Genomic DNA, 26,505 nt, shown 5'->3' on the forward strand with positions numbered 1-26,505 from the left:
AGAAGATGAGTGGACCCCTTCTGAATACGGCGCCTCAGCAGGCCAAACTAGCAGTTAGGCTTGCAAGCAGCGCAGATGAAATTGAGCAGGCCATGAGACTAAGGTATCAGGTTTTCGTTGAAGAAGAGAAAAACATGCGAATGCTCAATGAGGAAGGTCTTGAAAAAGACGCTTATGATGCGTACTGTGATCATCTCATTGTGAAAGATTTAGACACAGATCAGGTTGTAGGGACTTACCGTCTGCTTCCAGGAGATCGTGCCCTTCAAGGCATAGGCTTTTATTCTGAGACCGAATTTAATTTAGCGGCTTATACCGCGTATAAAAAACAGACGCTGGAGCTGGGGCGCAGCTGCATTGCACCGGAGTATCGCGGCGGGAAAGCAATTCAGCTTTTATGGGAAGGCATTGCCGGTTATATTACGGAGCGAAATTACACTCATTTGATTGGCTGCGCTAGTGTACATATGAGCAATTTAGAGGATTTAAATCTCATTTATACGATGCTGCTTCAAAAACAGGTTATTACTAACCGATACGGTATCGAACCGCTATCCACCCACCGGATACCTGGGCTTGCTCGTTTGGAAGTTGAATGCAATGAGAAAGATGTGTTTCGTAAGCTGCCCCCACTCATGAAGGGTTATCAATGGCTCGGTGCTGAAATTGGCGGCGATCCGGCGTATGATGAGCTTTTTGAGACCGTTGATTTTTTTATCATTTTGGAAAAAGAGCGGGTTACAAGACGGTACAAACGCCATTTTCTAACAACGTAGGCAAGGAGGATTTGCTTTGTATGATTGGATCGCCAAACTAACTTCAGATGAACAGAAACTGGCGCGTATCGAACACAGGCTGCGAATCATTCCGCTTTGGGTTTTGCATGCGGTGTGTGCGTTTATCTCTTTTGCCGGTCATGCTGCTTTGCGTAATAGCTTAGTTAGACGTGTGGAGCATAATATTGCCGATTTACTTGATGACATGCCGAAACGAGCCATTCGTGCGACTTCCAAGAATTATATGGAAAATGTTGTGTTTACGCTTGTTGAGATTCTTTTCTTATCTAAGCGACTGTTAAAATTGCAAACGCATCATTTCGATGTGCAGGGCGAAGAGAACCTCCGAGAAGCTCAAAGCCGATCGAACGGAAAGGGTTTTATCGTCTATACGCCGCATATGGGCAACTTTTTTTACTACTACTGGTATTTGACCCGGAAATATGATTGTCTGACCGTTGCTTCAGCAGGCAGTCAGGAGCTTAGACCGCTTTATCTGAAATTTGCTGCCATGGGCTGCAAGGGACTGGATTATGACAGCGTTCCTCCTCTGGAGCTGTATCGGACTTTAAAAAAGCATTTGCAGAACGGTGGAGTCGTTTTTCTGCTAGGAGACTTCTGGCGCGCTTCCTTTCCGTTATCCCGTTTCTTCGGGAGATTGACTCGCACGCCTGAAGGTGCGGCAATGCTTGCTCATGATTTGCGAATACCCATTGTACCATTCTACGGGCATCGCATCCGCGGATTCAACCACAAGCTCATCTTTGGTTCGCCTTTTGAACTGCAAGATGAACTATCCGGGCGTATCGCACGCGCCGAGGTAAACCTGCAGTTGAATGGGTTCATGGAGCGGGTCATCCGGGAGCAGCCGGGTTCTTGGTTTTATTGGTTCAATGTGCATGAACGTTGGGAAGAAACATCTGTCACAAATGCTGATCAAACGACATCATCTGAAGTAGGATAGCACACATATGACAAAGGATGGGTGATTGACACATGGACACAGGAAGCCATTTATTGTTCGGCGTCACCTTAGCAGGCCTTGCTTGTTTGGAGCCTGTCGTATCGCAAGATCCGAATTTGACCCATGCAATTCTGGCCGGAACGCTCATTGGATCGCATGCCCCTGATTTTGACACGATCGCTAGAATCAAAGGGTATACGAACTATTTGCGTGTTCATCGAGGAATTACCCATTCCTTGCCGGCATTATTTATTTGGCCGATTGTGCTCAGTTTGCCTCTTGCAGCTGTCTTTGGGGTATGGGATCATTTCTTTAGCTTGTATATGTGGACTTTGTTGGCCGTTGTTTTTCATGTGTTCTTAGACTTATTTAACGTATATGGCGTGCAGTGTCTCCGCCCGTTCTCTTCCAAATGGCATCATCTCGATACCCTCTGTCTTTACGAGCCTTTCCTGTTCGTTCTGCATACCGTTGGCGTCCTTATCTGGATATTTGTTTGGCACGGCAGCGGGGGGCTTCATATCGGGGAGATGTTCGCGCTGATTTACGTGGCGACTTTCTTTTACATTGCCATTCGGAGCGAACAGCGGAAACGATTTGTCAAATTGGTGAAAAAGGAACTGAATCTAGAAGACGGGATCTGCCATCTCATCCCCAGTCTCAGTTGGTTCCGTTGGCAATTCGTCATCGAAAGCGATACGCGGTTTTACTTGGGCGAAATTCGGGATGGTTCTGTCGTGACGGAAGTGGAATATAGCAAAATTGACTATAACCAGGAACAGTCACATCCGATCGTGCAAGCTACCCTGGCAACGGATGGCGTCCGTGCCTTCTTGCACTTCGCGCAGCGCATTCATGTGTGCTGGACTGAGAAAACGGACGGCTATGAAGTGCAGTGGCGAGATGTCCGATTCTGGCATCAACGCAAGCTGCCTTTTGGGGTCAATGTTCATCTGGATCGCGATATGAATGTGGTCAGCGACACGTTGGGATGGGATAAAAAGGCGTGGGATCCGCCCTATGTCTAAGGTCGAGAATAGCTTAAGAAGCCTTGCTCCTATAAGGGAGTGAGGCTTTTTTGACATTTCGGGAAAGAGACACAAATTGAGCTTTGATTGTCATTTTTTATGCAGGAAATTAGTGATCGGAGTCGAAAATATGGTACAATAGTCCTATATTAAAAGTCCTATATTTGCAGATGCGTGACAGGTTGAAATTATTAATCTTAGGAGCACATGAGATGAGTAGAAGAGAGCCCCGTGAAGAGGGATTTACGCTGATAGAGGTTTTGGCTGCGACGGTCATATTGTCTGTGGCTTCCATGGCGATGCTGGCGTTTTTCATAAACGCGATGTCGTATAACAAAGGGAATCAGAATAAGACGGTGATGGTGAATTTGGCTAGGAACGCTTTGTTTTATATGGAGAAGCAGAACTATGCAACGATTCATAATTATTTTATTGATCCTAGTACGAAAATACAAAAAAATAGTGTTATTTCGTCTGAGGGTTGTACTAGAAATATTTGTGATAAACCTGATTTGCAAAATTTATTTCTAAACCCGAATATGAAGCTCCTCTGGGATGTGCTTAATCCCAAAGTGAACGATATTGAATATCAAATATCTGTGTCTTATCAAGATAAATTAACAGAAGAGTTAGAAAAAGATCCTGTCAAAAAAGGGATGGCGAATTATTTGCTGCCTATTCATGTTGAAGTGAGTGTCAAAGATAACAACGTGAATAACGGAAGAAATAAACCTGTCATTGTGGAGGGCTATATTGCTAATGAGTCGATTCGTTAACAGCATCAAAGAGCAAGAGGGTTACTCACTGGTCGAGCTCATTGCTGCTTTAAGCATTTTCTCTTTAATAGCTGGATCCATTTATGGGGTGATTAATTTCGGTTTCAAAGCTTATGATCGAGTAACTGTCGAGAATTCCCTACGTGATGAAGGCGATATCATTATGTCGGCGATTATGAGTGAGTTTTATACACAAGGCCCCGAAACCGTTGAGAATTTCAGCACGAACCGTGAAACGGAAAATGGCATTTTGATGCATATAAAAACAACAGATAAAAATAATGTTGTGCATGATTCAGTTAGTCATGTCGTTATTGATAACACGGACCATAAAGTTTACATCTATAACGATCAGAAAACGGCCAGTAGTGCTATAGAATTAAAATCTCAAGTTATGAGCGATTCTATGATTCACATTAACAGCTGTACAAATGGATGTACGAACGGGCTTATTAATGTCACATTGGAATTAAGTCAGACTTCTAAAGGAAGAGACCACAAGCTTAAACTGCAAAGCCAGTTCGGTTTCTAAGGAGGAGTAGCATGTTTCGCGAGGAACGCGGTTCAGCATTGCTGTTAGTTTTATTTATGGTTCTTATTTTTTCGATATTAGGTTTGGCTGTGTTGAGTGCAAGCATAGGTGGGGCAACAAGAACGGAGACGAAGCAAAAGGATGTTCAAAGTCTGCATTTGGCTGAGAAGGCATTGAATGAGGCTGCTGCTTATATCATGTCCGATTTTGAAAGTCAGGATGGCGTTAATATTGATGAAGTTCAAAATAGGTTGGATGACATTACAGTGAAGTTAAATGGGAGAGCGACCAGTACTTTATTGGATCAAGATGTTGGTGCAGCCAGAGGGAAAATACATCGTATCGAATTCATAGAAAATAAAAAAGAGGACAGCTCGCTGAATTATAAAATTACGATTGATGCTGAAGCTACTGTGAATAATGTCACGCGTCGACTTACCCAGGATCTTTTTTTGGACACGTTTCCAGATTCACTGAAATATGCGATGGGTTCGGAAGGAACTGTGCTGATTAATGGATCGCCTTATATCATCGGGGATATTTATGCGGGAGAAGCTTTAAAGGTCAAAAATGAAGCTGAATATTTGTACCTTGGTACGCCGTTATATCAGTCGACGAAATTCCCGAAATTGGAGGGAAGCGCCTACGTTCAAAAGAATGCATCCGGGGACGGGTTAAATGCTTATTATTGTGAAACAGTAAGCGCAACATCTTCTCAAACCAGTCCGCAATGTGACACACTCGTGAATGTCGGCAACAGCAATAGTGGTTATAAAAGTATTAGTGAAGAAGAGGGAGAGGGCGTAAAAACAATCAAAGAGGTGCTGACTAGCACGGATCCGGCGAATATACATGTCAAGGACCAGAGCAAATTCGCAGGGATTGAAGTCAACGAAGCCTTCGTGGATAAAATGATTCAGGCCATCGGGAAAAACAAGTTAGATCCAGATTTCCAAAGAACGAACGTGAAGACGGCGTTGTTGTCACGAGAGAGTCTGACGAACTACTTGCGTCCATTGATTGAGGTTATTGATCCACTGGATGAAGTAGAGCCTGATCCTGCTAATGCTCCTGCGTATGCCGCATACGAGGAAAAGAAAAGAAATCTTACGGCTTTGTTTTCATCCGAACTTGAGAATACGATAATGTATAATGGCAATTTAACGATAGATGGCGGCGAGGTATTCAGTCAATTACTTTACAGAGAAAGTGTGAAAAACCCCAAGCCTCTTAATTTAAATAAAAGCAGCTGGTTCATCGTAAATGGTGATTTAACGATTAATAATATGAGTACAGATAAGAGCCTACTTGACATAAGAGCTAATATACTGGTCACAGGAAATTTATCTATACATAACACTGTTAATATGGATTCTACCATCTATACGTTAGGCAAAACAGAGATAGTGGATGCTTCTATTTTAGGATTGAAGGATCCAGATGGTGAGGAGAAAGAGTTAGTTCTTATTTCAAAAGGTGCTATTGATATATATCGTGTCAATTCGTTTCGTGATATTAAGCAACCTTTTAAGTATAATTCGGAGTCAGCTGGAAACAAACCGGAGAAGACGCATGAAGATAATCCTCCAATTTTAAATGCTTTTTTCTATACGGACAGTGATGCGACGATCTATGGGGTAGGCTCCGTATTTTGGGTATATGGCGGTTTTTTTGCCAAAGGTAACCTAACGGTCAATGCTATTCGAGGGAATGTTATAGGCCAAGTAGAAAGCATTGAAATGGAAAATCAATCGCTAATTAACTCGGAGAATCTGTCGCGTCTAATCATTGATTATAACAGTAAGATTTTTGAGAATCAGAACGCTGGTTTACCACGTGTTTCTAAGGTAGGCTTGACTGTAGGGAAGAAAAAGCAAGTGACGGAGTTTAAATAATGAAAATCATAAAAAAGAGGCTGTCCCAATATGATTGGGGCAGCCTCTTAGCGTTTTAGTATCTGTCGTCAAACTCGATGACGTTCACCGTAATTTCGTCTTTCACCGTTTCATCGTCTTTATTCGTGACGGTAATGGTTGTTGATCCTTGCTTTAAGCCGGTTACCTGGCCATTGGAGTCAACATCAGCGATAGTCGAACTACTGCTTTTCCACTTTAATTGACCATTTAAATCATTAATCCATTCTTTTTTCCACTTGTTTGGCGTAACGGTTAGATACTTGAGTAAGTCAAACGTTCTTTGAGCAGTTGTACCTTTTGCATACAAAGTGATCGTCGAATCAGGAAACTCCAACTTTGTCAGGTCTTGCCTCACGTCAACAACCTTGGCTGCTGTTTTGGCAGGGAAGCCAGGGCCTCCAGCTACGTCTACTTTGAAATGGATAGTGCCTTTCTTAATCCCAATGAGTGTTACAGTTTGCTTGTTGTCATCGCCAACAATGGCAGCCTCACCATTTTCTCCAGGTTCACTGATTAAGCTCCACTTAAATCCATTGTTTAATGCTGTTGAAGGATTCAAAGCAGCCTTCAGCACGATGGACTCACCTTTGTCCATTGTAATAACAGAGATGCTGCTCTCAACACCATCGATCATCCTGACAATGGCTAAGGATTCGACGGAGATGCTGAAGCTTTGCTTATACGTGATGTCTTTATCCGTCACAATGCTGACTGTTCCTGTTACTACGCCAACATTTTTACCTGTAAAAACTCTGGAATCTTCTGCAGATTTCGTTACATTTGCAAAAGATTGATTAGGGTTATCCAAAGCCCATGTGAAAGTCTTCGCTTTCTGATGTGAAGATCGCAACCATGTCCGAAGTGTTGTTGTTCCGGAGATATTTACGACTTTATCTCCATCAAATTCGACAGTAGGTTGAGCAACAGTTATCGTAGCAGAAGCAATGACACTTTGATCAATTTTCGAAATAATCGTTACTTGTGTCGATCCTTCGGATATAGCTTGATAATTCCCCGAGTTATCTACTTTCAACACATTCTCATTTGCTGACTTCCAGACAACTTCCGAATTCAATTCTAACGGAGGTGTAATGGATGGTGACAGGCTGCCGCTTTGGCCGACGTCAACGGTTTGATCATTTAGTTGCAGTGAAATGACAGTTACTTTAAAGCTGGCATCGTAGGAACTCCTTTGATCAGTGACCATATGTACGGTTCCGATAATAATCCCAGGCTGCTTTCCGGTAAGAGTTCTCGTTGGACTCCCATCTAAACCGGTGAATTCTGCTTTCAATTTATCCTCATCTGAAACATTCCAAGTCGTATAAGTAGGTGTTTCATTGACTGAACTTAGAAGAGCTTGAAGCGTAATGGGTTGACCGCCAATAAAGAGTTTATCAGGCCCGTTAACAGAAATTGATGGCTGAATGACTGTAATCGTCGCTGTGCCGGATAGATTCGTGCCATCCGTCGTGGTTGCTTTAATTGTAGTTGTACCAACAGCTACCCCTCGAGTATTTCCGTTAGAGTCGACTGTGACCACGTTTGGATTGTTTGATTCCCATGTAAGCACTTTAATACTTGCATTTGTAGGCTCGAAATTTGGTGTTAGAACATAAGATTGATTAACACGAATCGTAGCATTGTCTATTCTTACAGAAGTCACTGGAACCGCTGTAACGTTAACGCTGAAATTTTTGGAATAAGTACTTCCTTTATCTGTTGTAATCGTAACAGAGCCATTCACAGCTCCCGCTTTAACACCAGTTAATACACGCTTGTAATCACCATCTGTTACAAAGCTCGCTTTATCCTGATCGGGTGAGCTCCAAGAAATGGATGCTACAGTTTCATTAATTGTTGAGAAAATAGCTTCTAACGTGATCTTCTCTCCAATATTTACCGATGTTGGTCCAATAACCGTCAAAGAAGGTTTAACTACGGTAACGGTCGCGTTGGCTGTCAGGTTGGATCCGTCTGTGGAATTAATGATAACTTTCGCTGTTCCTTCAGCTACGCCTGTAATGTTCCCTGAACTGTCTACGGTAACCAGATCGGACCGGTCTGTGCTCCAGGTCAAGTTGGGATTATCAGCATCGGACGGTGTATAGTTTGAATTTAATTTGATGGTTTCGCCAACGCGAATACTAGCGCTCCCTACATTAATTGATGTTAAAGGTATGAATATTTTTACTGTGTAATCTTTGGAATAAGTATTTCCTTTATCTGTTACAACGGTAGCTGTTACAGTCACGGTGCCTTTTTGTACACCATGTAAGATGCCAGTAAATTTATCGCTTACCGTGAAGTTCGCTTTGCTGGAATTTGAAGAACTCCATCTGACTGAAGTTACGTTCTCATTCACGGTTACCAGTGCTGCTTGCAATGATATGTCTGCACCAACGGCCACTTCCGTCGGACCTGTGATATTCAAGCCTGGTTGGATGACAGAAACCACGGAGGTGGCGGTAAGTCCGCTTCCATCTTTCGCGACAGCCGTTATTTTTGCAGTTCCAGCACTGACACCTCGAATTTCACCACTTGCATTGACCGTAACGATGGATGCAGCATCCGTTGTCCAAGTGAAATCTTCATTTTTCTGGTAGGTAGCATCACTAGGCATTACCTTTGGAATCAGTTTGGAAGTATCACCTTTTGCAATTGTGAGGTTATCCAACGTCAAGGAAGTTAATTTCGTAAAAGCGGTTATGACCTTATTCGAAAAGAGAACATTTTGATTTGCTGAAGCAAAATCCTTGTATTGCAGGTTAGCATTAGATAAAGAGTAGTCTCCCGCTTTCGTTGGTTTAACAACGACGGTGAACGTGGAACTGCTAGCTACAAATTGATTGCCTTCTCTGCGGTATGGAATTTCGTCGATATCACCTTGAAGGGTAAAGCCGCTTGTTAAAGAGCCTGTTTTTGTGAAACCTGTTGGAATTGTAACAAGTTCCAAGTTCGCTGGGAATGTTTCCTTATAATGCAAGCCTGTAATTTTTAAATCTTCAAGGTTCGTAGCTGCACTGTAAGGTTTTGCTGTTGGATTAATGATGTAATTCACAGTCACAAGACTATTCACTTCAATTTTTTCAGCTGATACCGTACGATCTGGCGTTAAACCAGTAGAGGTAATGACTTTGACGGCAACTTCCTTTGTTTCAAGAGCGCCTGCGGCGTCTTTGGTTGAGACTGAGATCGTCAAATCTCCGCCGCTTGCAGCTAGAGGATTAGGGAACGTTTTGGTGATCGTCTCACCTTTATTTGTCTCCGTATCTGTTAGAACTTTGACAGATTGATTATTACCTGAAGCGTCTTTGTAAGTAAAAGTAATGGATGAGGTCACTTTTTTATCATTTAAGTCCAAATCGTCGGGTTTGAAACTTACAGAAATTGAACTGTTCGCTGAGATGTAATTCTTTAAAGATTCGTTGAAAGCTGCTGGAGATATGAGATCTAAAGTGGGCTTATGATTTGAACCGATGAAAGCCCTGTACATCGTGTTTACGAACAGTCTTTGTTCCCAATCTGGAAAAGAGCTGTTTTTGGTTGTGTTTACGAAATTATGCCCTGTACCTGAGTAGGTGACATTCCCTTTGGAGTAGGTGTAATAATGATTCCAGCTATCTTCCACGTCACGAGGACTTCCATTGATGTTGTACCAAGGAATAACCTTGGGATCGTTTAGATCCAGCCTAAAATATTGATCGTGCGTTGTTGCCACGGATGGTGTCATTTCGCTTATAAAGAAAGGGAATTCGGTCAGCAAACCTTCATTTATTTTTACAGTTGACGTTGATGTGTTAGGGGCATTGAGACCCATATTCGTCATTGGACCGACTTGCCCTGTATCCGCTTGGAAATTAGTGATCCATGTTTGATTCCCTTGATAGACGGTATCGTGGGTGAACATAACGCCTTGCCCTGTAGCGATAAATGATTTAACTGCAGCAGCAGCTGTTGAAGAAATGTCTGCAGTTCCGTTGTATGAATCGTTAAAACCGAAGATCAACATATCGTATTTGCTATTTAAAGTTTTGTATTCTGTAGAGTTAAACGTATTGAAGTCAATGACTGTGATGTTGATATCATAATCGTCAGAATGTAAATAATTTTGTTTTAAGTTTGACTCTAAAAGTAGGCTGCTGGTCTTACTAGTCGACTGCGAGTTAGGAATAACTTGCAATACCTTAATGGTTGGCGACTGGTCTTTATAACGGAAAACGCCTGCAGCCGAATCTTTCAGCTTGCCAGTGCTGGTTTGATCGACGAGCTCTAGACGCCAGTAGTAAAGCCCTGAGTAACCTTTTGGAAGTGTAAAGCTAATTGTATTATTGGTAAGGGAAGTTACTGGAACCGTTTGTACTAAATTGGAAGCATCGAATTTTAAGACGCTGTCGACACCTAAATATAAATTAGCTACCAAATTGCGCTGACCGATGTTTCTAACATTAGAGACATTAAAGGTATAAGTTAAAGTGTCGCCAGCTTTATACTTAATATCACGATTTGAGCTTACTGTGTAGTCAGTTGGTTTGCTTGTCAGACTGAGTTGAGGGCGAACATTGGCATTTACAAGTAAGTTTGTTTTCGCAATAAAGGCAGATGAACTACCAATATCCGTGTCATTTACAAAAATCACATTACTTTTAGGTGTTGTTGTATTGTAGGGATTAAACAAATTGTATAAATTACCATTGGACTTAGTATGGATGCCATTGCTGTTTAAGTATCCTTGGTACAAAGCACCACGTTTCTTGGACGAGTCGCTATAGACAATAACGGGCAATCCTTTATTTATGTATTTGTCTGTAATTTCTGTTGCTTTGAGAGATGTAATGTCATTCTCAAGGAAACGAGTATCGTGGTTGCTTCCAGTCTCTGAGGTGGGATTAAATAAACTTTTTCCGAAGTAAATGGCATCGTATTTACCATCTAATTCATCGCGGAGAGCAACGAATTTTTTTATGCTAATTGTTTCTAGCTGAAAATCAGTATTTGTACCTAGTTTATCTTTTAAATCTGAAGTAAGTGTTTTCTCGTTGGAAGATTTCTCCAAATCTTTAATCTCAAGTATCTTCAATGGTTTGGTGAGATCGAAATAGGAAATTTGAAATTTTGTAAGTGTAGACGTGGAATTGCTTTGCTCTGCATTTATTTCGTTACTGCTATCATCTTCTAAACTGACAAAGTAATCTTTAAGGTTACCTACAGGTTTGAATGATACCGTGGAGTCAGAATTTGGTATCATCCTGAACTTCTGATTGTCGGTAATTGTTTGTGATGAAGCTTTTAGCGTATCCGTTCTATTAGACCCAACAGTCACATATTTGGAATTCGCTCTTGATTTTAAAGCGTAGATGCCTTCCCCTTGGTCAACTAAATCAAACAAATCGGATACCCATGGATTCGTCTTATTCGCATAAAGTGAAGAACTGTTACTCGTATCTGTCGTTATATACTTACTGTTATTGACAGATTTCAGTGCTACGGTTACCGTGTCTCCGGCAGCTGCTAGAACTGTTTGGCTCGGAAGACCTGTGAACCCGAACCATGATATGGCCATGGATGTGATCAGTAGAAAACTGATCTTTTTTTGTATGGCTGAAAACATACATTTCTCTCCTCCCGTAGACTTTCATATAGTAAATCTTATATGAGACTATTTTACTACTTTTCGGTCCTAAAAATATACAGTTTGTGTATATGATATCGAAAATATTTTAGGAAAACATAAGAAAGTTGACGAAAATTACAGAATTTTAATAATTTTTTAAAAGAGGATTATCCGAGATAGGGAGCGAATTGTATTATTACAGGTAGTTTAGAACTATAAAATTGGGTAATTAGACGCAAATATATAAGAAAATTATTCTAAAATGTACTCTGATGTTGTATAATGATTTTTATCTTGCTTAAATTAGGTATTTAGTCCTATTATTTTCTTGGGCGAAATCAGTAATGGAGTTGATAAGGAAATGGCTCTTGTTAGGAAAAGATTGGGTGATTTGCTAGTAGAGAGCGGGATTATTTCAGAAACTCAGCTCCAAGAGGCACTTAAGGAACAAAGTAAAACAAAACAGAAGCTTGGGGACCTGCTGATTACGCAAGGATATATTACAGAGCAGCAATTGATTGAGGTTCTGGAGTTTCAACTCGGCATTCCTCATGTCAGCTTGTTTAAATATCAGATTGATCCTGAAATAACGAAAATCATCCCTGAAAGCATGGCAAGACGCTACCAGGCCATTCCTCTTCACAAAGAGGGCGGGAAACTCATGGTGGCTATGGCGGATCCTTTGGATTACTTTGCAATTGAAGAGATGAGAATGAGTACAGGGTATCGCATAGAACCGGCAATTACGAGCAGAGATGAGTTGCAGCGTGCCATTGCCCGTCACTATGGACTTCAGGATTCAATGAGTCAAATGATGACAGATATGCCAACAACCGAAGATATCAAGGAAACCGAAATTACGGATGAAGATTCTCCAATCGTACGGTTGGTTAATCAAATGATACAGCAAGCGGTTCAGTTAAAAGTTTCGGATATTCACGTTGACCCAGGTGAGACGAATCTGGTTATTCGTTACCGGGTTGACGGTCATTTAAGAACTGAACGTGTCATTCCAAAGCAGATGCAAGGTTTTATAACAGCGCGTTTGAAAATTATGGCTAAATTGAACATCGCCGAACGAAGATTGCCACAAGACGGTAGAATCAAAATGCAAGTAGATTATAAGCATGTAGATATTCGTGTATCCTCTCTTCCTACCATTCATGGTGAGAAAATCGTTTTACGGATTCTAGACTTATCAACCGGCGTTAAGCCTATTGAACAGCTAGGGTTCGGGGAGCGTAATATGGGTGTTTTTCGTGAAATGATTGAGCAGCCTTATGGGATTCTGCTTATCACAGGTCCTACTGGAAGCGGGAAAACAACGACGCTTTACTCTGCACTAAGTCATTTAAATCAAGAGAATGCCAACATTATTACGATTGAAGATCCTGTAGAGTACCAATTGGAAGGTATCAATCAAGTGCATGTGAATCCGACGATTGGCCTCAATTTTGCAGCAGGACTTCGCTCCATTTTACGGCAGGATCCGAATATCGTCATGGTTGGTGAGATCAGGGACTCCGAGACAGCAGAAATTGCAATTCGTGCATCTTTAACGGGTCACCTTGTACTGTCAACCCTGCATACCAATGATTCCGTGAGTACGATAACTCGGTTTCGGGATATGGGGATAGAACCGTATTTGATTGCTTCGTCCCTAATCGGTGTTGTTGCCCAAAGGCTTGTTCGTAGAATATGTCACGAATGCAAAGTGGTGTATACACCTTCAGAGCAAGAACGGATCTTCATGAATAGCAGAGGAATACATGCCGAAAAGCTTCACAAAGGCAATGGCTGCGGCAACTGTAATCGTACCGGATATCGCGGGAGGTTAGCCATCCACGAGATTCTCGTCGTGAACGATACAATGCGCCAGTTGATTAGCAACAAAGCATCTGTTCAGGAAATGCGAGATGCTGCAGTAGAGCATGGTCTGATTCAACTGATGGATGACGGGATTCAGAAAGTACGACAAGGAATTACGACATTGCAAGAAGTTATCAGAGAGACCGTTGCTTATTAACGAGAAAGGAGGTGTGGGAAATGTCAAATTCGTTAGAGCGGATCGTAAATTTATTGAGGATTGCCCATGAGTCTAAGGCATCTGACTTGCATCTCTCTGTAGGTTCGCCGCCAATCATTCGCGTTCACGGCACATTACAGCAAGTTGGGAACGAAACGCTGCATGCAGATGATACTCGCTCCATGGCAGAGGCTCTTTTGAATGCTGACCAAATAGATCGATTTGATCATGCTGGAGAGCTGGATTTTTCGTATGAGCTTGAAGGATGTTCACGGTACAGGATTAATGCCTATCGTCAAAGAGGACGCGTCAGCGTCGCCATTCGAACGATTCCAACAAAGATTCCGTCTCTGGAACAGCTCCAGTTACCTAGTGTGATTAGTACATTAGCGTTGAAACCACAAGGACTTGTCTTAGTGACAGGACCAACGGGAAGTGGCAAATCTTCCACATTGGCAGCTATGATCGATTACATTAATCGAACCGAGAAGAAGCATATTGTAACGTTGGAAGACCCGATCGAGTTTCTTCATACGCATTCTTCATCGATTATTGACCAAAGAGAAGTAGGTAGTGATACGAAGTCTTTCTCAAATGGTTTAAGAGCGGCTTTGCGCCAAGACCCCGATGTTATTCTTGTTGGTGAGATGCGTGATCTTGAAACGATCTCAGCAGCCGTTACGGCAGCTGAAACGGGACATTTGGTCTTTGCAACCTTGCATACAACAGACGCGCCACAAACGATTGATCGCATCATCGATGCTTTCCCGGCGCATCAGCAAGGGCAGATTCGCGTGCAGCTGGCAGCAGTTTTGGTTGGAGTCATCTCACAGCGGTTGTTTCCCAAGCCTGGTGGCCAAGGACGAACATGCGCTACGGAAATCATGATCAATACACCGGCTGTAGGCAATCTTATTCGTTCGGAGAAAATTCATCAGATCAAGAGTGTCATGCAAACCGGACGCAGCTTAGGCATGCATACGCTAGACGTGTCGATAAAGGAACAAATGCAACAAGGACTTATTGATCCCATCGCAGCGAGAGCTTATCTTGCTGAGGGTGGTGTGATGTAATGTCAGAGTTCCTGTATGAGGTAAGAGGCAGCAGCGGTAAACAGGTAAAAGGCAAAATTTCCGCCACTGATAAATCAACTGCAGTCGAGGAGCTCCGCAAAAAGGGATATATCGTTCTCTCTGTAAAAGAAGAACAGTTCAAAGCCCTCAAAACGGAAATCTACATCGGCAATCCGGTAAAAACGATTCATTTTATCGTGTATTGCCGGCAATTTGCGACGTTAATCAGGGCCGGGGTCAATATCGTGGAAGCAACGTCGATTTTGGCTTCACAAACTGAGAGCAAGCCTCTTCGTAAGGCACTCTTGCAGGTTGCTTCGAATATTTCGAAGGGTGTTTCATTCTCCAGCTCGATCTCGGAGCATAAAAAGATTTTCCCGCCAATGTTTGTCAACATGGTTCGCGCTGGGGAAGAGACGGGTGACTTGGAAGGAACGTTGGAGCGACTTGCAAAGTTTTTTGAGAAGGAGCATGTGACTCGGGAGAAGATTAAGTCGGCGATGACTTATCCGGCAACCGTTGGTGGATTGTCGATTGTTGCGGTAATTTACCTTCTAAAATCTGTTGTTCCCCAGTTTGTAACCACATTCGAGTCATTGCATGCTGAACTTCCTTTGATTACTAGAGTTGTATTGAAATTAAGTAATAGTATTCAACATCAGTGGTTGTTTTGGTTAGTTGGGGTGCTTGCCATAATTACTGTTTACCAAGTGGCAAAAAGGTTTGAAGCAGGTGCATATGGGATCGATTATATAAAGCTACGAATACCTATTTTTGGTAAGTTGAAGCAAAAAGGTTCAATTGCCTTAATGACTCGAACGCTATCCTCGTTGTATTCAAGTGCGGTTCCAGTTCTTCAGTCGCTTGCAATCGTAGAAGAAGTAGTTGGTAACAAGGTTATTGGTAGTTTTATAAAAAAATCGGCGGACTCGTTACGGCAGGGTAACCCGTTGTCTGAACCGCTTAAGCAGTCCTGGGTATTTCCTCCGTTGGTCACTCAGATGATTTCCATTGGAGAAGAAACGGGTGCACTTGATCAGATGCTCGAAAAAGTGGCGGATTTCTATGAGATGGACGTTGAAAATACCGTGGATCGCTTAAAGTCGCTGTTAGAGCCGCTATTGCTAGTTTTATTATCGGGATTAGTAGGATCAATTGTTGCCGCAATTATGCTGCCGATGTTTAGTATGTATTCAAATTTAGGTTAAAAAATTATTGGAGGTAGACATTATGTTATTTAAAATGATGAAGCGTCTTAAAAAAGAAGAAAAGGGATTTACATTGATTGAGTTGCTAGCTGTAATTGTTATTTTGGCTGTTATTGCGGCTATTGCTGTTCCTTATATTTTGGGTGTGATTAATAAGTCAAAAAACGATGCAGATGCTGCTTTTTTCCATCAGGTTTATGAAGCATCAAGACTCTATATTACTACTGAAAAAGGTGGAACACCTCCAGCTACTGTAAAGGTTTTAACTGACTTAGTTGGAAATAAATTTTTAGAACCTGGTTTAGTTTTGCCAAGCACCAAAGATCCGATTACTGCAGGTAAACTTGAGTATACAGATAACGTTCTAACAGGTATTGTAATAACTACAAAAGTTGACAGTTACACAATTAGCCCAGTTACAGATGTAATTTCAGGTAAAGGTACATTGTCAGCAGCTACAACAGACTACCCTTCTGAATCTAATTAATTTTTATAATTTATGTAAAAAAGGAATCGGTCCATTCCGATTCCTTTTTTAAAATCAAAGAAAGCGACCCAAACACATGACACTCCTCATCGCAATCTACATCTTCATAATCGGTCTTGTACTCGGATCTTTCTTCAACGTAGTTGCGCTGCGAGTGCCGGCCAAACAATCGGTCATCAACCCGCCATCGGCCTGCCCGAAATGCGGGACAAAACTGACATCCAGGGATCTCATTCCGGTGATCAGCTATCTTTTTTCCAGAGGCAAATGCAGGCACTGTCAAACAAGAGTTTCCGTTCTATATCCCATAGGGGAGCTTGCAACAGGGTTGTTATTCTTATGGGTTTACGTGCACGTTGGCATCACAGGAGAATCGTTGGTCGCTTTAACATTGGTAAGTCTTTTAGTTATCATCACGGTTTCAGATCTATCTTATATGCTTATTCCTAATAAAATATTGATAGTTTTCTTTCCTATTTTCATAGTTTTAAGATTCATTTTTCCTGGAGATCAGGCTTGGTGGAGTTACGTACTAGGCGCTGTGATCGGGGGCGGTATTATCGTGTTAATCGCAGTTCTTTCGCGCGGCGGTATGGGAATGGGGGATGCCAAACTCCTTGTAGTCTGTGGTGCAGTCCTGGGCTTACCTCATATAATGGTCGCATTTGTTTTGGCATGTATGATTGGCAGTCTGATAGGTGGGTTGCTGCTTCTGCTAAAAATCACCAAGAGAAAACAACCGATACCATTTGGCCCGTCATTGGCGTTGGGCATTATGATTTCATACGGTTATGGATCGGATATGATAAAAGCTTACCTAACATTACTCGGATAGCAGGGTGTGATTAATATGTTCGGCTTTGGTACTAAGCGAATCGGGATTACGGTAGATCAAACGGGAGTCCGGTATGTCACTGTCAAAAAGAAAAAGTCGTGGGAAGTTGGATCGAGCGGATTTCTTCCCATCCCGTCAGGGATTATTGTTGAAGATCAAATTGTCAATTCGGAATCTCTGAGCCTTCAGGTTAAACAATGGGTAAAAGCAGAAAAGCTGAGGGGCGCTTCAGCGACCATAGCCATTCCGACATCGCAAATTATCATTCGTAAAATGCGAATTCCAAGCATTAAGCCGCAAGAGCTGCGTCAGCTTGTAGAGCTTGAAGTGGAAACTGCGTTACGTCTGCCTTTTGAGGACCCTGTCTACGATTACATTAAGGTAAGCCAAGACGATGAGAGCACGCTGGTTCTAGTGTTTGCAGCTCCAAAAAAGCTGATTATGAGCTATGTAAAAGTGTTCGAGGATGCCGGAGTGCACGTGAAAGCGGCAGAGATTTCTGCCACTGCTTTAGTCAGGGCGATATCGTCGCAGCAGGAGGAGTTTTTTGAGGAATCCATGTTGGTTTCCTTAGATCGTGGCACGCTGGAAGTGTACATGCTGCAAAATGGCAATCCCATTTTTATGCGAACGATTAGTCTTTTTGAACACGATACAGCTGTTGATGATGAACTAACACCCGATCAGACGGGGGAAATTATTGCTGAAATCTCCAGGATGCTGAGCTTTTATCAATACAGTATTCAAGAGGGAAAAAGCCGAATTTCTCATATTATCGTGACGGGTGCGAATCAAAGTAGAGATCAGCTGCATTTGGAGCTTGAGCAGGCTCTTTCTGAGCTGAAGGTGGAGAAGGTCGATTTTGATTTATATGCGAGCGGACGGTCAAAAGATTTTAGCGCTAATGCGTATCGTGTTGCAATCGGGGTCGCTTTATTTTCCAAGCAAAAAACGCAAATCAACTTGCTGCCGCATCGGAAAACGGAGACGAAAATCAAGTTTGTATTAGCCATTTTGGGCATGATGGTGTGGGTTGCCTGTGCCGTATTGATAGGTACAAATTATTTGGATAATCAGAAAATATCAGCTCAAAACGCGTCAAGACTAACTGCCCTCAATGCTCAAAAATCAGCTGCGGAGGCAAAATTAACTTCAAAACCTGCAACTCAGGGGGATCCAGCGGCGTTTATTACAATGACGAGGGCGAACCGAAAAGATGTTGTCGCAATGATCGGAGATATCAAGAAACCGTTGCCGGTAGATGCTCAAATCAGCACCATTTCCTATTCATCGGAATCGCAGATGTCTTTAATTGTCGTTTTCGCGAAGATGGAGGATTCGGCCCGCTATTTATTTGACCTGCGCAAGTTGTCTTTTGGCGAAAATGCCAATCTACAGTCAATTACCGAGACGACAATTGGGACTACGAATGCAGCGGTGAGTGCTAATACACAAACTCCAACTGACCCAACGAACCCTGTTGCGAATAACCCGATAACCACTACGGCTAAGCAATATACAGTTAATTACTCAATAGCGTTCAAAAAAGCCACAGCTGCAAAAGATGCGGGAACTAAGGGGGCTGGAGAAGCGAAAGGAGAGGAGGCTACGAATGTCCAACAAAAATAATGCGAAGTCTCTTTTTCTATTTCTCGCGGTTCTGTTGTTTTTAGGTCTTTTTGCTTTCTATTATTTCATACAACTGCCTTCTACCAATAAAATCAAAGCGCAAGAAAACGAAATGGTACTCGTGGAAAAGCAAATACAGATTCTAACGAAGAAGTTAAGTGAGAAGAAAGAGGATGTAGGTCCGTCGTTAAAAGACATTCAAGCCGCTCTTCCATTATGGGATAATACGGAGCAGCTAACGCTTGATTTAAATCAGATTAAAACGAGCTCAAAAGTTAATTTCAACTCGATTTCCTATGCGGTGAGTGACAAGAGCACGCAAACGCAACAGACAGATGCGAACACTAAAAATCCGTATCCGAATGTTGGGGAAGTCAGAGTGACGACTTCCGTTGGCGGGACATTTAATGAAATTACGGATGCCATCACACAACTGCAAGCTTTACCTCGATTAATTCGTGTGGATACGGTAAACTTCGGAAATTTGCCTAAGGATACATCGCGAAAACTGACTGTAAATCTAACGTTCACGGCTTATTTTGATCCGTCCTACAAATCAAGAGTCGATAAAGTCGAACTTCCTTATTAGTTAGCACAATACTTTCAAATTAACGGACTTCAGTTCCCTTGAGGGGACCGCCAGGGGCACTTCCCTGGCGGTTATTTTTTTCAAATTTACAGTGTTTGGCCAAAAGTCCCTTCAAATAGCAATTCGTTAACGGGACGACGAGTAGAAGGAGCTTCACGCTCTTGAAAGCGTTCAGGCAAAGCTTCAACAGGACCGCGGTAACCAATCGCAATCACGGCATGCGTTTGATAATCCTCAGGAATTTGAAGCGTTTCACGCGCTTGATTATGATCAAAGCCACCCATGGCATGTGTGATTAATCCTTGATTGTTAGCTTCTAGTGCAAGGTAACCCCATGCTGCTCCTGCATCGAAAGCGTGACTCGGGGAGGTATTCCCGTTGGACGCCTTGGTATAGGAAATCACTAAAGCAAGAACAGGTGCTTTCTCACACCATTCGCGGTTAGCAGGGGCTATAAAGCTGTGAAACTTGGCTAGCTGCTCTTCCGTACGGGCAACGATGAACCGCCATGGTTGTATATTACTGCCGGACGGCGCCCAGCGTGCCGCTTCAAACAAGCTAAGGAGTACATCTTCGGTAACCTCTTGCTTTGTGAATGAGCGAGGTGACCAACGGGTCAGGAATTGCGGATTGATTTCGTGATCCGGTTGGCGATTGGATTCGACTTCGACGGGTAAAGATGTTGTCATGATGAATTCCTCCTTATTTATATACTCTTCCTGATTTTACCTGATTTCTTCGTACAATACGAGTTTTTGAAAATAACGGTGCTCAGTATGTGTTTACCCTATTATGGCAAAGCTAGAAGTTGAGAAATAAAGTACCGAGAGAGGTGCGAGGAACCGTGAATTTTACTAGTCATGATGTTGTGATCATTGAAAGAGCTTTGAGAACTGCGATGAAACATGATTTGGAAGAGCACCGTTCTAGAGATTATCAGGAAGTATTGTTGAAAATGCAAGAAAGTGCTAGCCAAGCCTTTCAAGTTAATGCCCCAGTTGCGAGAGCTGATCACGAAGGGATTCGGTATGATTACGATGATTCATCGGATCTCATGTAGACATACGAACGTAGTCATTGGATTAAAATCAGAGATAGCCTTACGATTCATTAGCCCCAATTCCTGGGGCTTTTTTATTTTGCTGTAGACGTTTATAATAAGGGGAACAGTCGTTCTATAAGGGAGGGGTTAACCTTGCTTCGAAAGAAGAATCTTACACAACTAATACAAAATTTAAGAGCAAATGAAAATATAATTAATTGGCACGAAGTCGAACCCATAGAAGCGAAGACCCGGCCTATGCCTGAAAGCGTGGACGAACGCATCAAGGGCGCCCTGACGAAAAGGGGAATCGAACAACTATACAGTCACCAAGCAACAGCGTACGAGACTATCCGACAGGGTGAAAATGTAGTTGCTGTAACCCCAACGGCTTCAGGTAAAACGCTTTGCTATAACCTCCCTGTTCTACAGGCTATCGCTGAAGACGACGCCAGCAGGGCGCTTTACCTTTTCCCTACGAAGGCTTTGGCACAAGATCAAAAAAGCGAACTAAACGAAATAATTAACGAAATGGGAATTGATATAAAAAGCTTTACCTACGACGGCGACACGTCCCCGGCTATTCGGCAGATTGTAAAGAACGTAGGCCATATCGTTATTACGAATCCCGACATGCTGCATTCGGCCATCCTGCCTCATCATACGAAATGGGTAAGCCTATTTAGCAATTTAAAATATATCGTTATTGATGAACTACATACATACCGGGGCGTCTTCGGCAGCCATGTAGCCAACGTAATACGCAGGCTGCTGCGTATCTGCAAATTTTACGGCAGCAATCCGCTGTTTATCTGTACATCGGCGACGATAGCAAACCCGAAGGAATTGGCTGAACAGCTTACAGGTAAACCTATGCGGCTAATAAACGACAATGGCGCACCCAGGGGCCGTAAGCATTTCGTATTTTATAACCCGCCTATTGTTAACAAGCCACTGAACCTACGGAAAAGCGCGACGGTAGAAGTAAACCAGCTGGCGAAAGAATTTTTATCAAATAAAGTACAAACGATCGTTTTTGCCCGCAGCCGCGTTAGGGTGGAACTCATATTAAGTCATTTACAGGAACTGGTTAAAAACGAACTAGGGACGAAAACCATAAGAGGATACCGGGGCGGCTATTTGCCAAGCCAGCGTCGGGAAATTGAACGAGGGTTACGTAACGGGGAAATCCTGGGCGTAGTAAGTACCAATGCACTGGAATTAGGCGTAGACATAGGCCAGCTGCAAGTTTGTATTATGTCCGGATATCCCGGAAGCGTCGCCAGCACCTGGCAGCAAGCGGGTCGGGCTGGAAGGCGACACGGTGAAGCCCTGGTTATTATGGTAGCCAGCAATACACCGATTGACCAATACGTAGTCCAGAACCCGGAATACTTTTTCGAACGTTCCCCAGAGTCTGCCAGAATTAACCCTGAAAATTTGCTGATCCTCGTAGACCATTTACGATGCGCTGCGTATGAACTTCCAGTAAAAATAGGGGAGGAATTCGGGCCGTTAGAGATTACCGATATACTGGAATATTTGGTAGAAGAGAGAGTACTTACTCAGGCTGCCGATTCATTTTATTGGGCTAGTCAATCGTTTCCGGCACACGAAGTAAGCTTACGATCTGCCGCTCAGGAAAACGTAGTAATTGTTGACCAATCGGACGTAGCGAACGTAAAAATTATCGGTGAGATGGACAGATTTAGCGCTATGACTCTTTTACATGACGAAGCGATTTATTTGCATGAAGGTACTCAGTTTCAAGTCGAAAAGCTGGACTGGGAACACAAAAAGGCGTATGTACGCGAAGTAGACGTAGAGTATTACACAGATGCGAACTTGGCCGTAAAGCTGAAAGTTTTATCTATTGACCGTATAGCCAAAAGGCAAACAACTTCTATAAATTTCGGCGACACTGCGATAAATGTTATGGCAACCATGTTTAAGAAAATCCGTTTAACCAGTTTTGAGAATATTGGATACGGGCCTATCAAACTTCCAGAAGAAGAACTTCATACCAGCGCGACCTGGATTGAAATAAAAGAAGTAGACCCAACTGTAGAAACGAAAACGTTGGAACAGATATTAATGGGAATTTCCAACGTGATTAGGCATATCGTACCCATTCACGTAATGTGTGATCGCAGCGACATACACGTAATTTCTCAAATCCGGGCTGAACACTCCCAGCTACCAACAATTTTTATTTACGACCATTACCCAGGCGGGATTGGATTAGCGGAAGACGTATTTCAACGTTTTGATGAGATAAAAGAAGCAGCCAGGAGTCTGATTCGAAAATGTCCGTGTGACGATGGCTGCCCGTCATGTATTGGAACCGAAATAGAGGGGATGGATGCTAAGAAAAAATCCCTTCGAATACTGGAGGGATTATAGATGTATGGTTTTGTACCCATGTTCAGTAAAACCCGTCTGAAAACGCTGGATGGCGGTGCCCGATGAGCGGGCTCCGCGAAAAGCTCGGCCGCCTGCGTGGACCCGGGGCGGCACAGGCCGCTCCGCCGTCCGTGCCTGCGGCCGACGACGAATGGGCGCAGCTCGGCGCCCATATCGAGACGAGCCCGGCTGGCTCGTTCGTCATGCGGCGCCGGGTGTACGGCACAGACAGCGTGCACGGCAAATATCGGCTGCGGGAGCTGGCCGATTGCGCGCAGCAGCTTGTCTGCTTTCACGACCGCGGCGCTGCCGTCCGGCATGACGCGCTGCTTTTCTTTGACACCGAGACGACGGGACTCGGTGTCGGTGCGGGCAACGTGCCGTTCATGGTCGGCATCGGCTATTACACCGGCGAGCTATTCACGGTGGAACAGCTTTTGATACGCAATCCAGCGGAAGAGCAGGCCATGCTTGTGTATTTGCAAGAGCTGCTCGACCGCTTTACCCATATTGTGTCCTACAATGGCCGGACTTTCGATTGGCCAATCTTGAAGAATCGCTATGTGCTCAATCGGCTTACGCTCGATGATTCGAATCTTCTGCAGCTCGATTTTCTATATCCTTCTAGGAGTTTATGGCGGAATACGCTGCCCTCCTGCCGTCTGAGCAAGGTTGAAGAGAGTCGACTTGGTTTTGAGCGTGTGGACGATGTGCCCGGCTCAATGGCGCCTACCCTTTATTTTCAGTACTTGGCAGAGAAAAATCCATCTGTTCTGCAAGGTGTGTTCGTTCATAATGAGCATGATATTGTAACATTAGCAGCCCTTGCCATTCATTTTTCCAAGCTGCTAAGCGGAGAACTAGAGCCGGCAGTATCTTCTACGAACGCTGAGGCTGAGGCCGGGGTGGTGGAGAATACCGCACACTACGCTGATATCGAATTAGAAGAGCTGTTTCGCACGGGTCTTTGGTTGGATAAAATGGACCGTTCGGAACGTGCAGAGACGTTCTTTCAAGATTTATTTTCGAGATTAATGAATGACCCGAAACCTGCAAATTCAACCGAACATGAGTCGGTGATTCTCCAGCTAGCTGGCTTTTATAAGAAAAAAGGTGAATATTCCCGGGCTGTTGATCTCTGGAAACGTTGGATTCATATCAAGAATGCAAGCCTTTCGCTGCAACTTGAGCCTTATTTGGAGTTAGCCATGTATTATGAGCATCGGGAGCGAAATTTGGCGCAGGCCATTTTTTACGCAGAGGAAGCATGGGCCAAACTATGGCGCAGGCGCTCCCTGCACCGTGGCGACCGGAAGCAAAATGAGATAGAGGAAGCTCTAGAGAAGCGTATCAGCCGTTTGAAAAATAAAGTGAGGAAAATCGAGAATTTGGTGCCTCAGGAAGGTTTTCAGTCGAAGCCTAAAACTCGCAAGATGAAGCCGATGTACGCAAGCGAGGGATTAATCTAAGTCTTGCCCGCTGCCGTTTACTTTCCCTATCAATTGGTTATACAAGGTAGAAAAAGGCAAGGAGAATATGTTATGCCCGAGCTACCGGAGATGGAGACATATCGTCAGCAGTTAACGAGACTTATCCAGAACTCGCCAATTACAGGGGCGGAAGTCACGCGTCCCAAATCCTTGAATGTGGATCCGGATCGCTTTATCCAGAAGCTAACCGGTAATCAAATTGTTCGAATCGAGCGCAGAGCGAAGCATTTGCTGTTTCTTTTAGGCTCGGGTGAAGTATTACTGCTTCATTTAATGCTTGGGGGCTGGATGTTCTATGGGACGGAAGAGGAGAAACCGGATCGAACATCGCAGGTCGTGATCCATTTTGGCTCGCAGCACTTATACTTCATTGGTTTGCGGTTAGGCTATCTACACATGCATACGATACCTGAGGTTGAGAAGGTTTTAAGTAAATTAGGTCCTGAACCTTTGGATCCTGGTTTTACATTGAACCGATTTCAAAGTCTACTCAAAGGTAAAAATGGCAATCTGAAAGTGACGCTAGTTGATCAATCCTTTTTATCAGGAATCGGGAACTGTTACTCGGATGAGATTTGCTTTATTGCAAGTATTTTGCCCCTGCGTAAGCTGTCATCCTTAACAAATGAGGAGCAAAATCGGTTATTTCAAGCGATGCGCACTGTTCTTCTCGAAGCCATTCAGTATGGCGGCTATATCGATGAACCTTTATTTGTTGGAGATCGTTTGACGGGACAATTTGACGCGAAATGCCGTGTATATGACCGTGAAGGCGAGCCCTGCTTACGTTGTGGTCATCCACTATTGAAGACAGAAATTTCTAGTCGCAAATGCTTTTATTGTGCGAACTGTCAATCGTGAAGGGGCTGAGGGGTTATGTACGTTGGTGCCCATGTGAGTACAAGGGGCGGATATAGTGGAGCAGCCAAAACGGCGCTAGCGATGGGGGCTAAAGCTTTTCAATATTTCCCGATGAATCCGAGAAGTCTATCAACGAAAATAGTAAATGTGCGGGAAGCTACGTGGTGTGCGGAATTTTGCCGAGAGCATGATATGTTGTCTATTGGGCATGCGCCTTACCCGTTGAATCCGGCGGCAGATGCTGCTGAGCGCGATTTAATGGTGAGTTTGATAAAGAACGGGCTTGAGATTACGGAAGCATGCGGATCTGTCGGCCTCGTGGTGCATTTTGGCAAATATGTTGGAAAAGACCCGTTACAAGGTTATAAAAATATAATACAATGTTTGAATAGCGCCACTCAAGGCTATGAGGGGGCGTCTTTCATTTTGCTCGAGAATCAAGCCGGTGAAGGCTCACAGCTTGGTCTTACATTGGAAGAGATGGCTCAGGTGCGGAAACTGTGTCAGCGCCCGGAGAAAATTGGCTTTTGTTTGGATACGTGCCATGCTTTTGCCAGCGGTTTATGGACGAGCCATGGATGGGGTGAGCTGGAAGCTAGAGGAGAAATGCTTGATTATTTCCCCCATTTGAAAGCTGTTCATCTGAATGATTCCCTTCATCCTTATGGCTCGCGCAGAGATCGTCATGCGAATATTGGAACGGGATATATCGGTCTTGATAATTTTAGACAGATGCTGTCTTCAGCGTTTTTAAGACATATTCCGGTTGTTCTCGAAACGGGAAAAGGGAGCAATGGCACTCATTCTGAGGAAATTGCTCTCGTGAAAACTTTATTCAGTAACGCTGACTGACGATCCGTAGGAACAGGAAGGGAAGGAAATCCAGCGATGATTCATGTATACTTAGATGATCTGCGTCCTTGTCCCCAAGGGTTTACGCTAGCTAGAAATATACAGGAGTGTTTGCTGCTGCTCGAAGAATGTGACATCGATATTTTATCGCTGGATCATGATATGGGCTGGTCTACCGAGCAGACAGGCATGGATGTTGTGATTTGGCTCGTCCAGAAGCGGAAATTCCCGCGACAAATTTATATTCATACCTCCAGCCAGGCAGCCTGTACGGCCATGTATCAGAAGCTTTATACGGCCAAACCTGATGGAACGAGCATCTACGCTCACCGTGTTCCGGACGAGTTGCTGCTGCAAATTGCACAGGGAATATACAAAAGTGAAGTGTAATAAGAAAGGAATGT

21 protein-coding genes and 1 pseudogene are annotated in these 26,505 nt (G+C 43.4%); 20 read left to right on the plus strand and 2 right to left on the minus strand.

Features of this window, described 5'->3' with window-relative positions:
* The first annotated feature begins 5 nt into the window (after nucleotides 1–5).
* The 6 genes from GON05_RS30850 (at nucleotide 6) to GON05_RS30875 (ending at nucleotide 5,971) form a co-directional block, all read left to right on the plus strand.
* Complete coding sequence (locus tag GON05_RS30850) at nucleotides 6–776, plus strand: GNAT family N-acetyltransferase (protein WP_157324707.1); 771 nt, start codon at nucleotides 6–8, stop codon at nucleotides 774–776.
* A 16-nt stretch (nucleotides 777–792) separates the two neighbouring features.
* On the plus strand, nucleotides 793–1,740 hold the full coding sequence (locus GON05_RS30855) for a lysophospholipid acyltransferase family protein (protein ID WP_157324709.1): 948 nt from the start codon (nucleotides 793–795) through the stop codon (nucleotides 1,738–1,740).
* A gap of 32 nt (nucleotides 1,741–1,772) precedes the next feature.
* Nucleotides 1,773–2,768, plus strand: a complete 996-nt coding sequence (locus GON05_RS30860; RefSeq protein WP_157324710.1) for a metal-dependent hydrolase — start codon at nucleotides 1,773–1,775, stop codon at nucleotides 2,766–2,768.
* 212 nt (nucleotides 2,769–2,980) lie between these two features.
* Nucleotides 2,981–3,544, plus strand: a complete 564-nt coding sequence (locus GON05_RS30865; RefSeq protein ID WP_157324712.1) for a type IV pilus modification PilV family protein — start codon at nucleotides 2,981–2,983, stop codon at nucleotides 3,542–3,544.
* On the plus strand, nucleotides 3,528–4,076 hold the full coding sequence (locus GON05_RS30870; RefSeq protein ID WP_157324713.1) for a PulJ/GspJ family protein: 549 nt from the start codon (nucleotides 3,528–3,530) through the stop codon (nucleotides 4,074–4,076). Before GON05_RS30865 ends, GON05_RS30870 begins: the two co-directional genes overlap by 17 nt.
* Nucleotides 4,077–4,087: 11 nt before the next feature.
* Nucleotides 4,088–5,971 (plus strand): hypothetical protein, encoded by a 1,884-nt coding sequence (locus GON05_RS30875; protein WP_157324715.1) that lies wholly within the window; start codon nucleotides 4,088–4,090, stop codon nucleotides 5,969–5,971.
* A gap of 55 nt (nucleotides 5,972–6,026) precedes the next feature.
* Here GON05_RS30875 and GON05_RS30880 read toward each other — a convergent pair whose 3' ends face one another.
* On the minus strand, nucleotides 6,027–11,603 hold the full coding sequence (locus GON05_RS30880; RefSeq protein ID WP_157324717.1) for an Ig-like domain-containing protein: 5,577 nt from the start codon (nucleotides 11,601–11,603) through the stop codon (nucleotides 6,027–6,029).
* Nucleotides 11,604–11,967: 364 nt separating this feature from the next.
* Here GON05_RS30880 and GON05_RS30885 point away from each other — a divergent pair, with 364 nt between their 5' ends.
* The 8 genes and pseudogenes from GON05_RS30885 (at nucleotide 11,968) to pilO (ending at nucleotide 19,453) form a co-directional block, all read left to right on the plus strand.
* Nucleotides 11,968–13,632, plus strand: coding sequence for a GspE/PulE family protein (locus GON05_RS30885; RefSeq protein ID WP_157324719.1), 1,665 nt, complete (start codon nucleotides 11,968–11,970; stop codon nucleotides 13,630–13,632).
* A 20-nt stretch (nucleotides 13,633–13,652) separates the two neighbouring features.
* Complete coding sequence (locus GON05_RS30890) at nucleotides 13,653–14,705, plus strand: type IV pilus twitching motility protein PilT (RefSeq protein WP_157324721.1); 1,053 nt, start codon at nucleotides 13,653–13,655, stop codon at nucleotides 14,703–14,705.
* Nucleotides 14,705–15,913 carry a type II secretion system F family protein gene (locus GON05_RS30895; RefSeq protein ID WP_157324722.1) on the plus strand — a complete coding sequence of 403 codons (1,209 nt, stop codon included), beginning with the start codon at nucleotides 14,705–14,707 and terminating at the stop codon, nucleotides 15,911–15,913. The genes GON05_RS30890 and GON05_RS30895 overlap by 1 nt, the downstream gene beginning before the upstream one ends.
* 22 nt (nucleotides 15,914–15,935) lie before the next feature.
* A complete protein-coding gene (locus tag GON05_RS30900) occupies nucleotides 15,936–16,400 on the plus strand; it encodes a type II secretion system protein (protein ID WP_157324724.1) in 465 nt (154 codons plus the stop codon).
* A 76-nt stretch (nucleotides 16,401–16,476) separates the two neighbouring features.
* A pseudogene (locus GON05_RS39975) lies at nucleotides 16,477–16,695 on the plus strand (prepilin peptidase); the annotation flags it as partial.
* Nucleotides 16,696–16,749: 54 nt separating this feature from the next.
* A complete protein-coding gene (locus GON05_RS39980) occupies nucleotides 16,750–17,235 on the plus strand; it encodes a prepilin peptidase (protein WP_338114248.1) in 486 nt (161 codons plus the stop codon).
* Nucleotides 17,236–17,250: 15 nt separating this feature from the next.
* Nucleotides 17,251–18,864: a pilus assembly protein PilM gene (gene pilM / locus GON05_RS30910; RefSeq protein WP_157324728.1), complete on the plus strand. Its 1,614-nt coding sequence runs from the start codon at nucleotides 17,251–17,253 to the stop codon at nucleotides 18,862–18,864.
* Complete coding sequence (gene pilO, locus GON05_RS30915; protein ID WP_157324729.1) at nucleotides 18,848–19,453, plus strand: type 4a pilus biogenesis protein PilO; 606 nt, start codon at nucleotides 18,848–18,850, stop codon at nucleotides 19,451–19,453. Before pilM ends, pilO begins: the two co-directional genes overlap by 17 nt.
* Nucleotides 19,454–19,539: 86 nt before the next feature.
* Here the strand turns inward: pilO and GON05_RS30920 are convergent, their stop codons facing one another.
* Nucleotides 19,540–20,142 carry a nitroreductase family protein gene (locus GON05_RS30920; RefSeq protein WP_157324731.1) on the minus strand — a complete coding sequence of 201 codons (603 nt, stop codon included), beginning with the start codon at nucleotides 20,140–20,142 and terminating at the stop codon, nucleotides 19,540–19,542.
* Between the two features lie 155 nt (nucleotides 20,143–20,297).
* On the opposite strand from GON05_RS30920, the gene GON05_RS30925 reads away from it, so the two are divergent.
* The 6 genes from GON05_RS30925 to GON05_RS30950 all read left to right on the plus strand — a co-directional run bounded on the left by GON05_RS30925 (nucleotide 20,298) and on the right by GON05_RS30950 (nucleotide 26,491).
* Nucleotides 20,298–20,513: a hypothetical protein gene (locus tag GON05_RS30925; RefSeq protein ID WP_246068986.1), complete on the plus strand. Its 216-nt coding sequence runs from the start codon at nucleotides 20,298–20,300 to the stop codon at nucleotides 20,511–20,513.
* Nucleotides 20,514–20,648: 135 nt separating this feature from the next.
* A complete protein-coding gene (locus tag GON05_RS30930; protein WP_157324740.1) occupies nucleotides 20,649–22,898 on the plus strand; it encodes a DEAD/DEAH box helicase in 2,250 nt (749 codons plus the stop codon).
* 62 nt (nucleotides 22,899–22,960) lie between these two features.
* Complete coding sequence (locus tag GON05_RS30935) at nucleotides 22,961–24,367, plus strand: ribonuclease H-like domain-containing protein (RefSeq protein WP_157324742.1); 1,407 nt, start codon at nucleotides 22,961–22,963, stop codon at nucleotides 24,365–24,367.
* 72 nt (nucleotides 24,368–24,439) lie between these two features.
* The gene (locus GON05_RS30940) at nucleotides 24,440–25,249 is read left to right on the plus strand and encodes an Fpg/Nei family DNA glycosylase (RefSeq protein ID WP_157324744.1); all 810 of its coding nucleotides are present in this window, start codon (nucleotides 24,440–24,442) and stop codon (nucleotides 25,247–25,249) included.
* A gap of 15 nt (nucleotides 25,250–25,264) precedes the next feature.
* Nucleotides 25,265–26,101, plus strand: a complete 837-nt coding sequence (locus GON05_RS30945) for a deoxyribonuclease IV (protein WP_157324746.1) — start codon at nucleotides 25,265–25,267, stop codon at nucleotides 26,099–26,101.
* 36 nt (nucleotides 26,102–26,137) lie between these two features.
* Entirely contained in the window at nucleotides 26,138–26,491 is a 354-nt protein-coding gene (locus GON05_RS30950; protein ID WP_127451723.1) for a cyclic-phosphate processing receiver domain-containing protein, read from the plus strand.
* Nucleotides 26,492–26,505 lie beyond the last annotated feature (14 nt).

The organism is Paenibacillus anseongensis (genome assembly GCF_009757995.1).
In the GTDB taxonomy this organism is placed as follows: domain Bacteria; phylum Bacillota; class Bacilli; order Paenibacillales; family NBRC-103111; genus Paenibacillus_E; species Paenibacillus_E chondroitinus.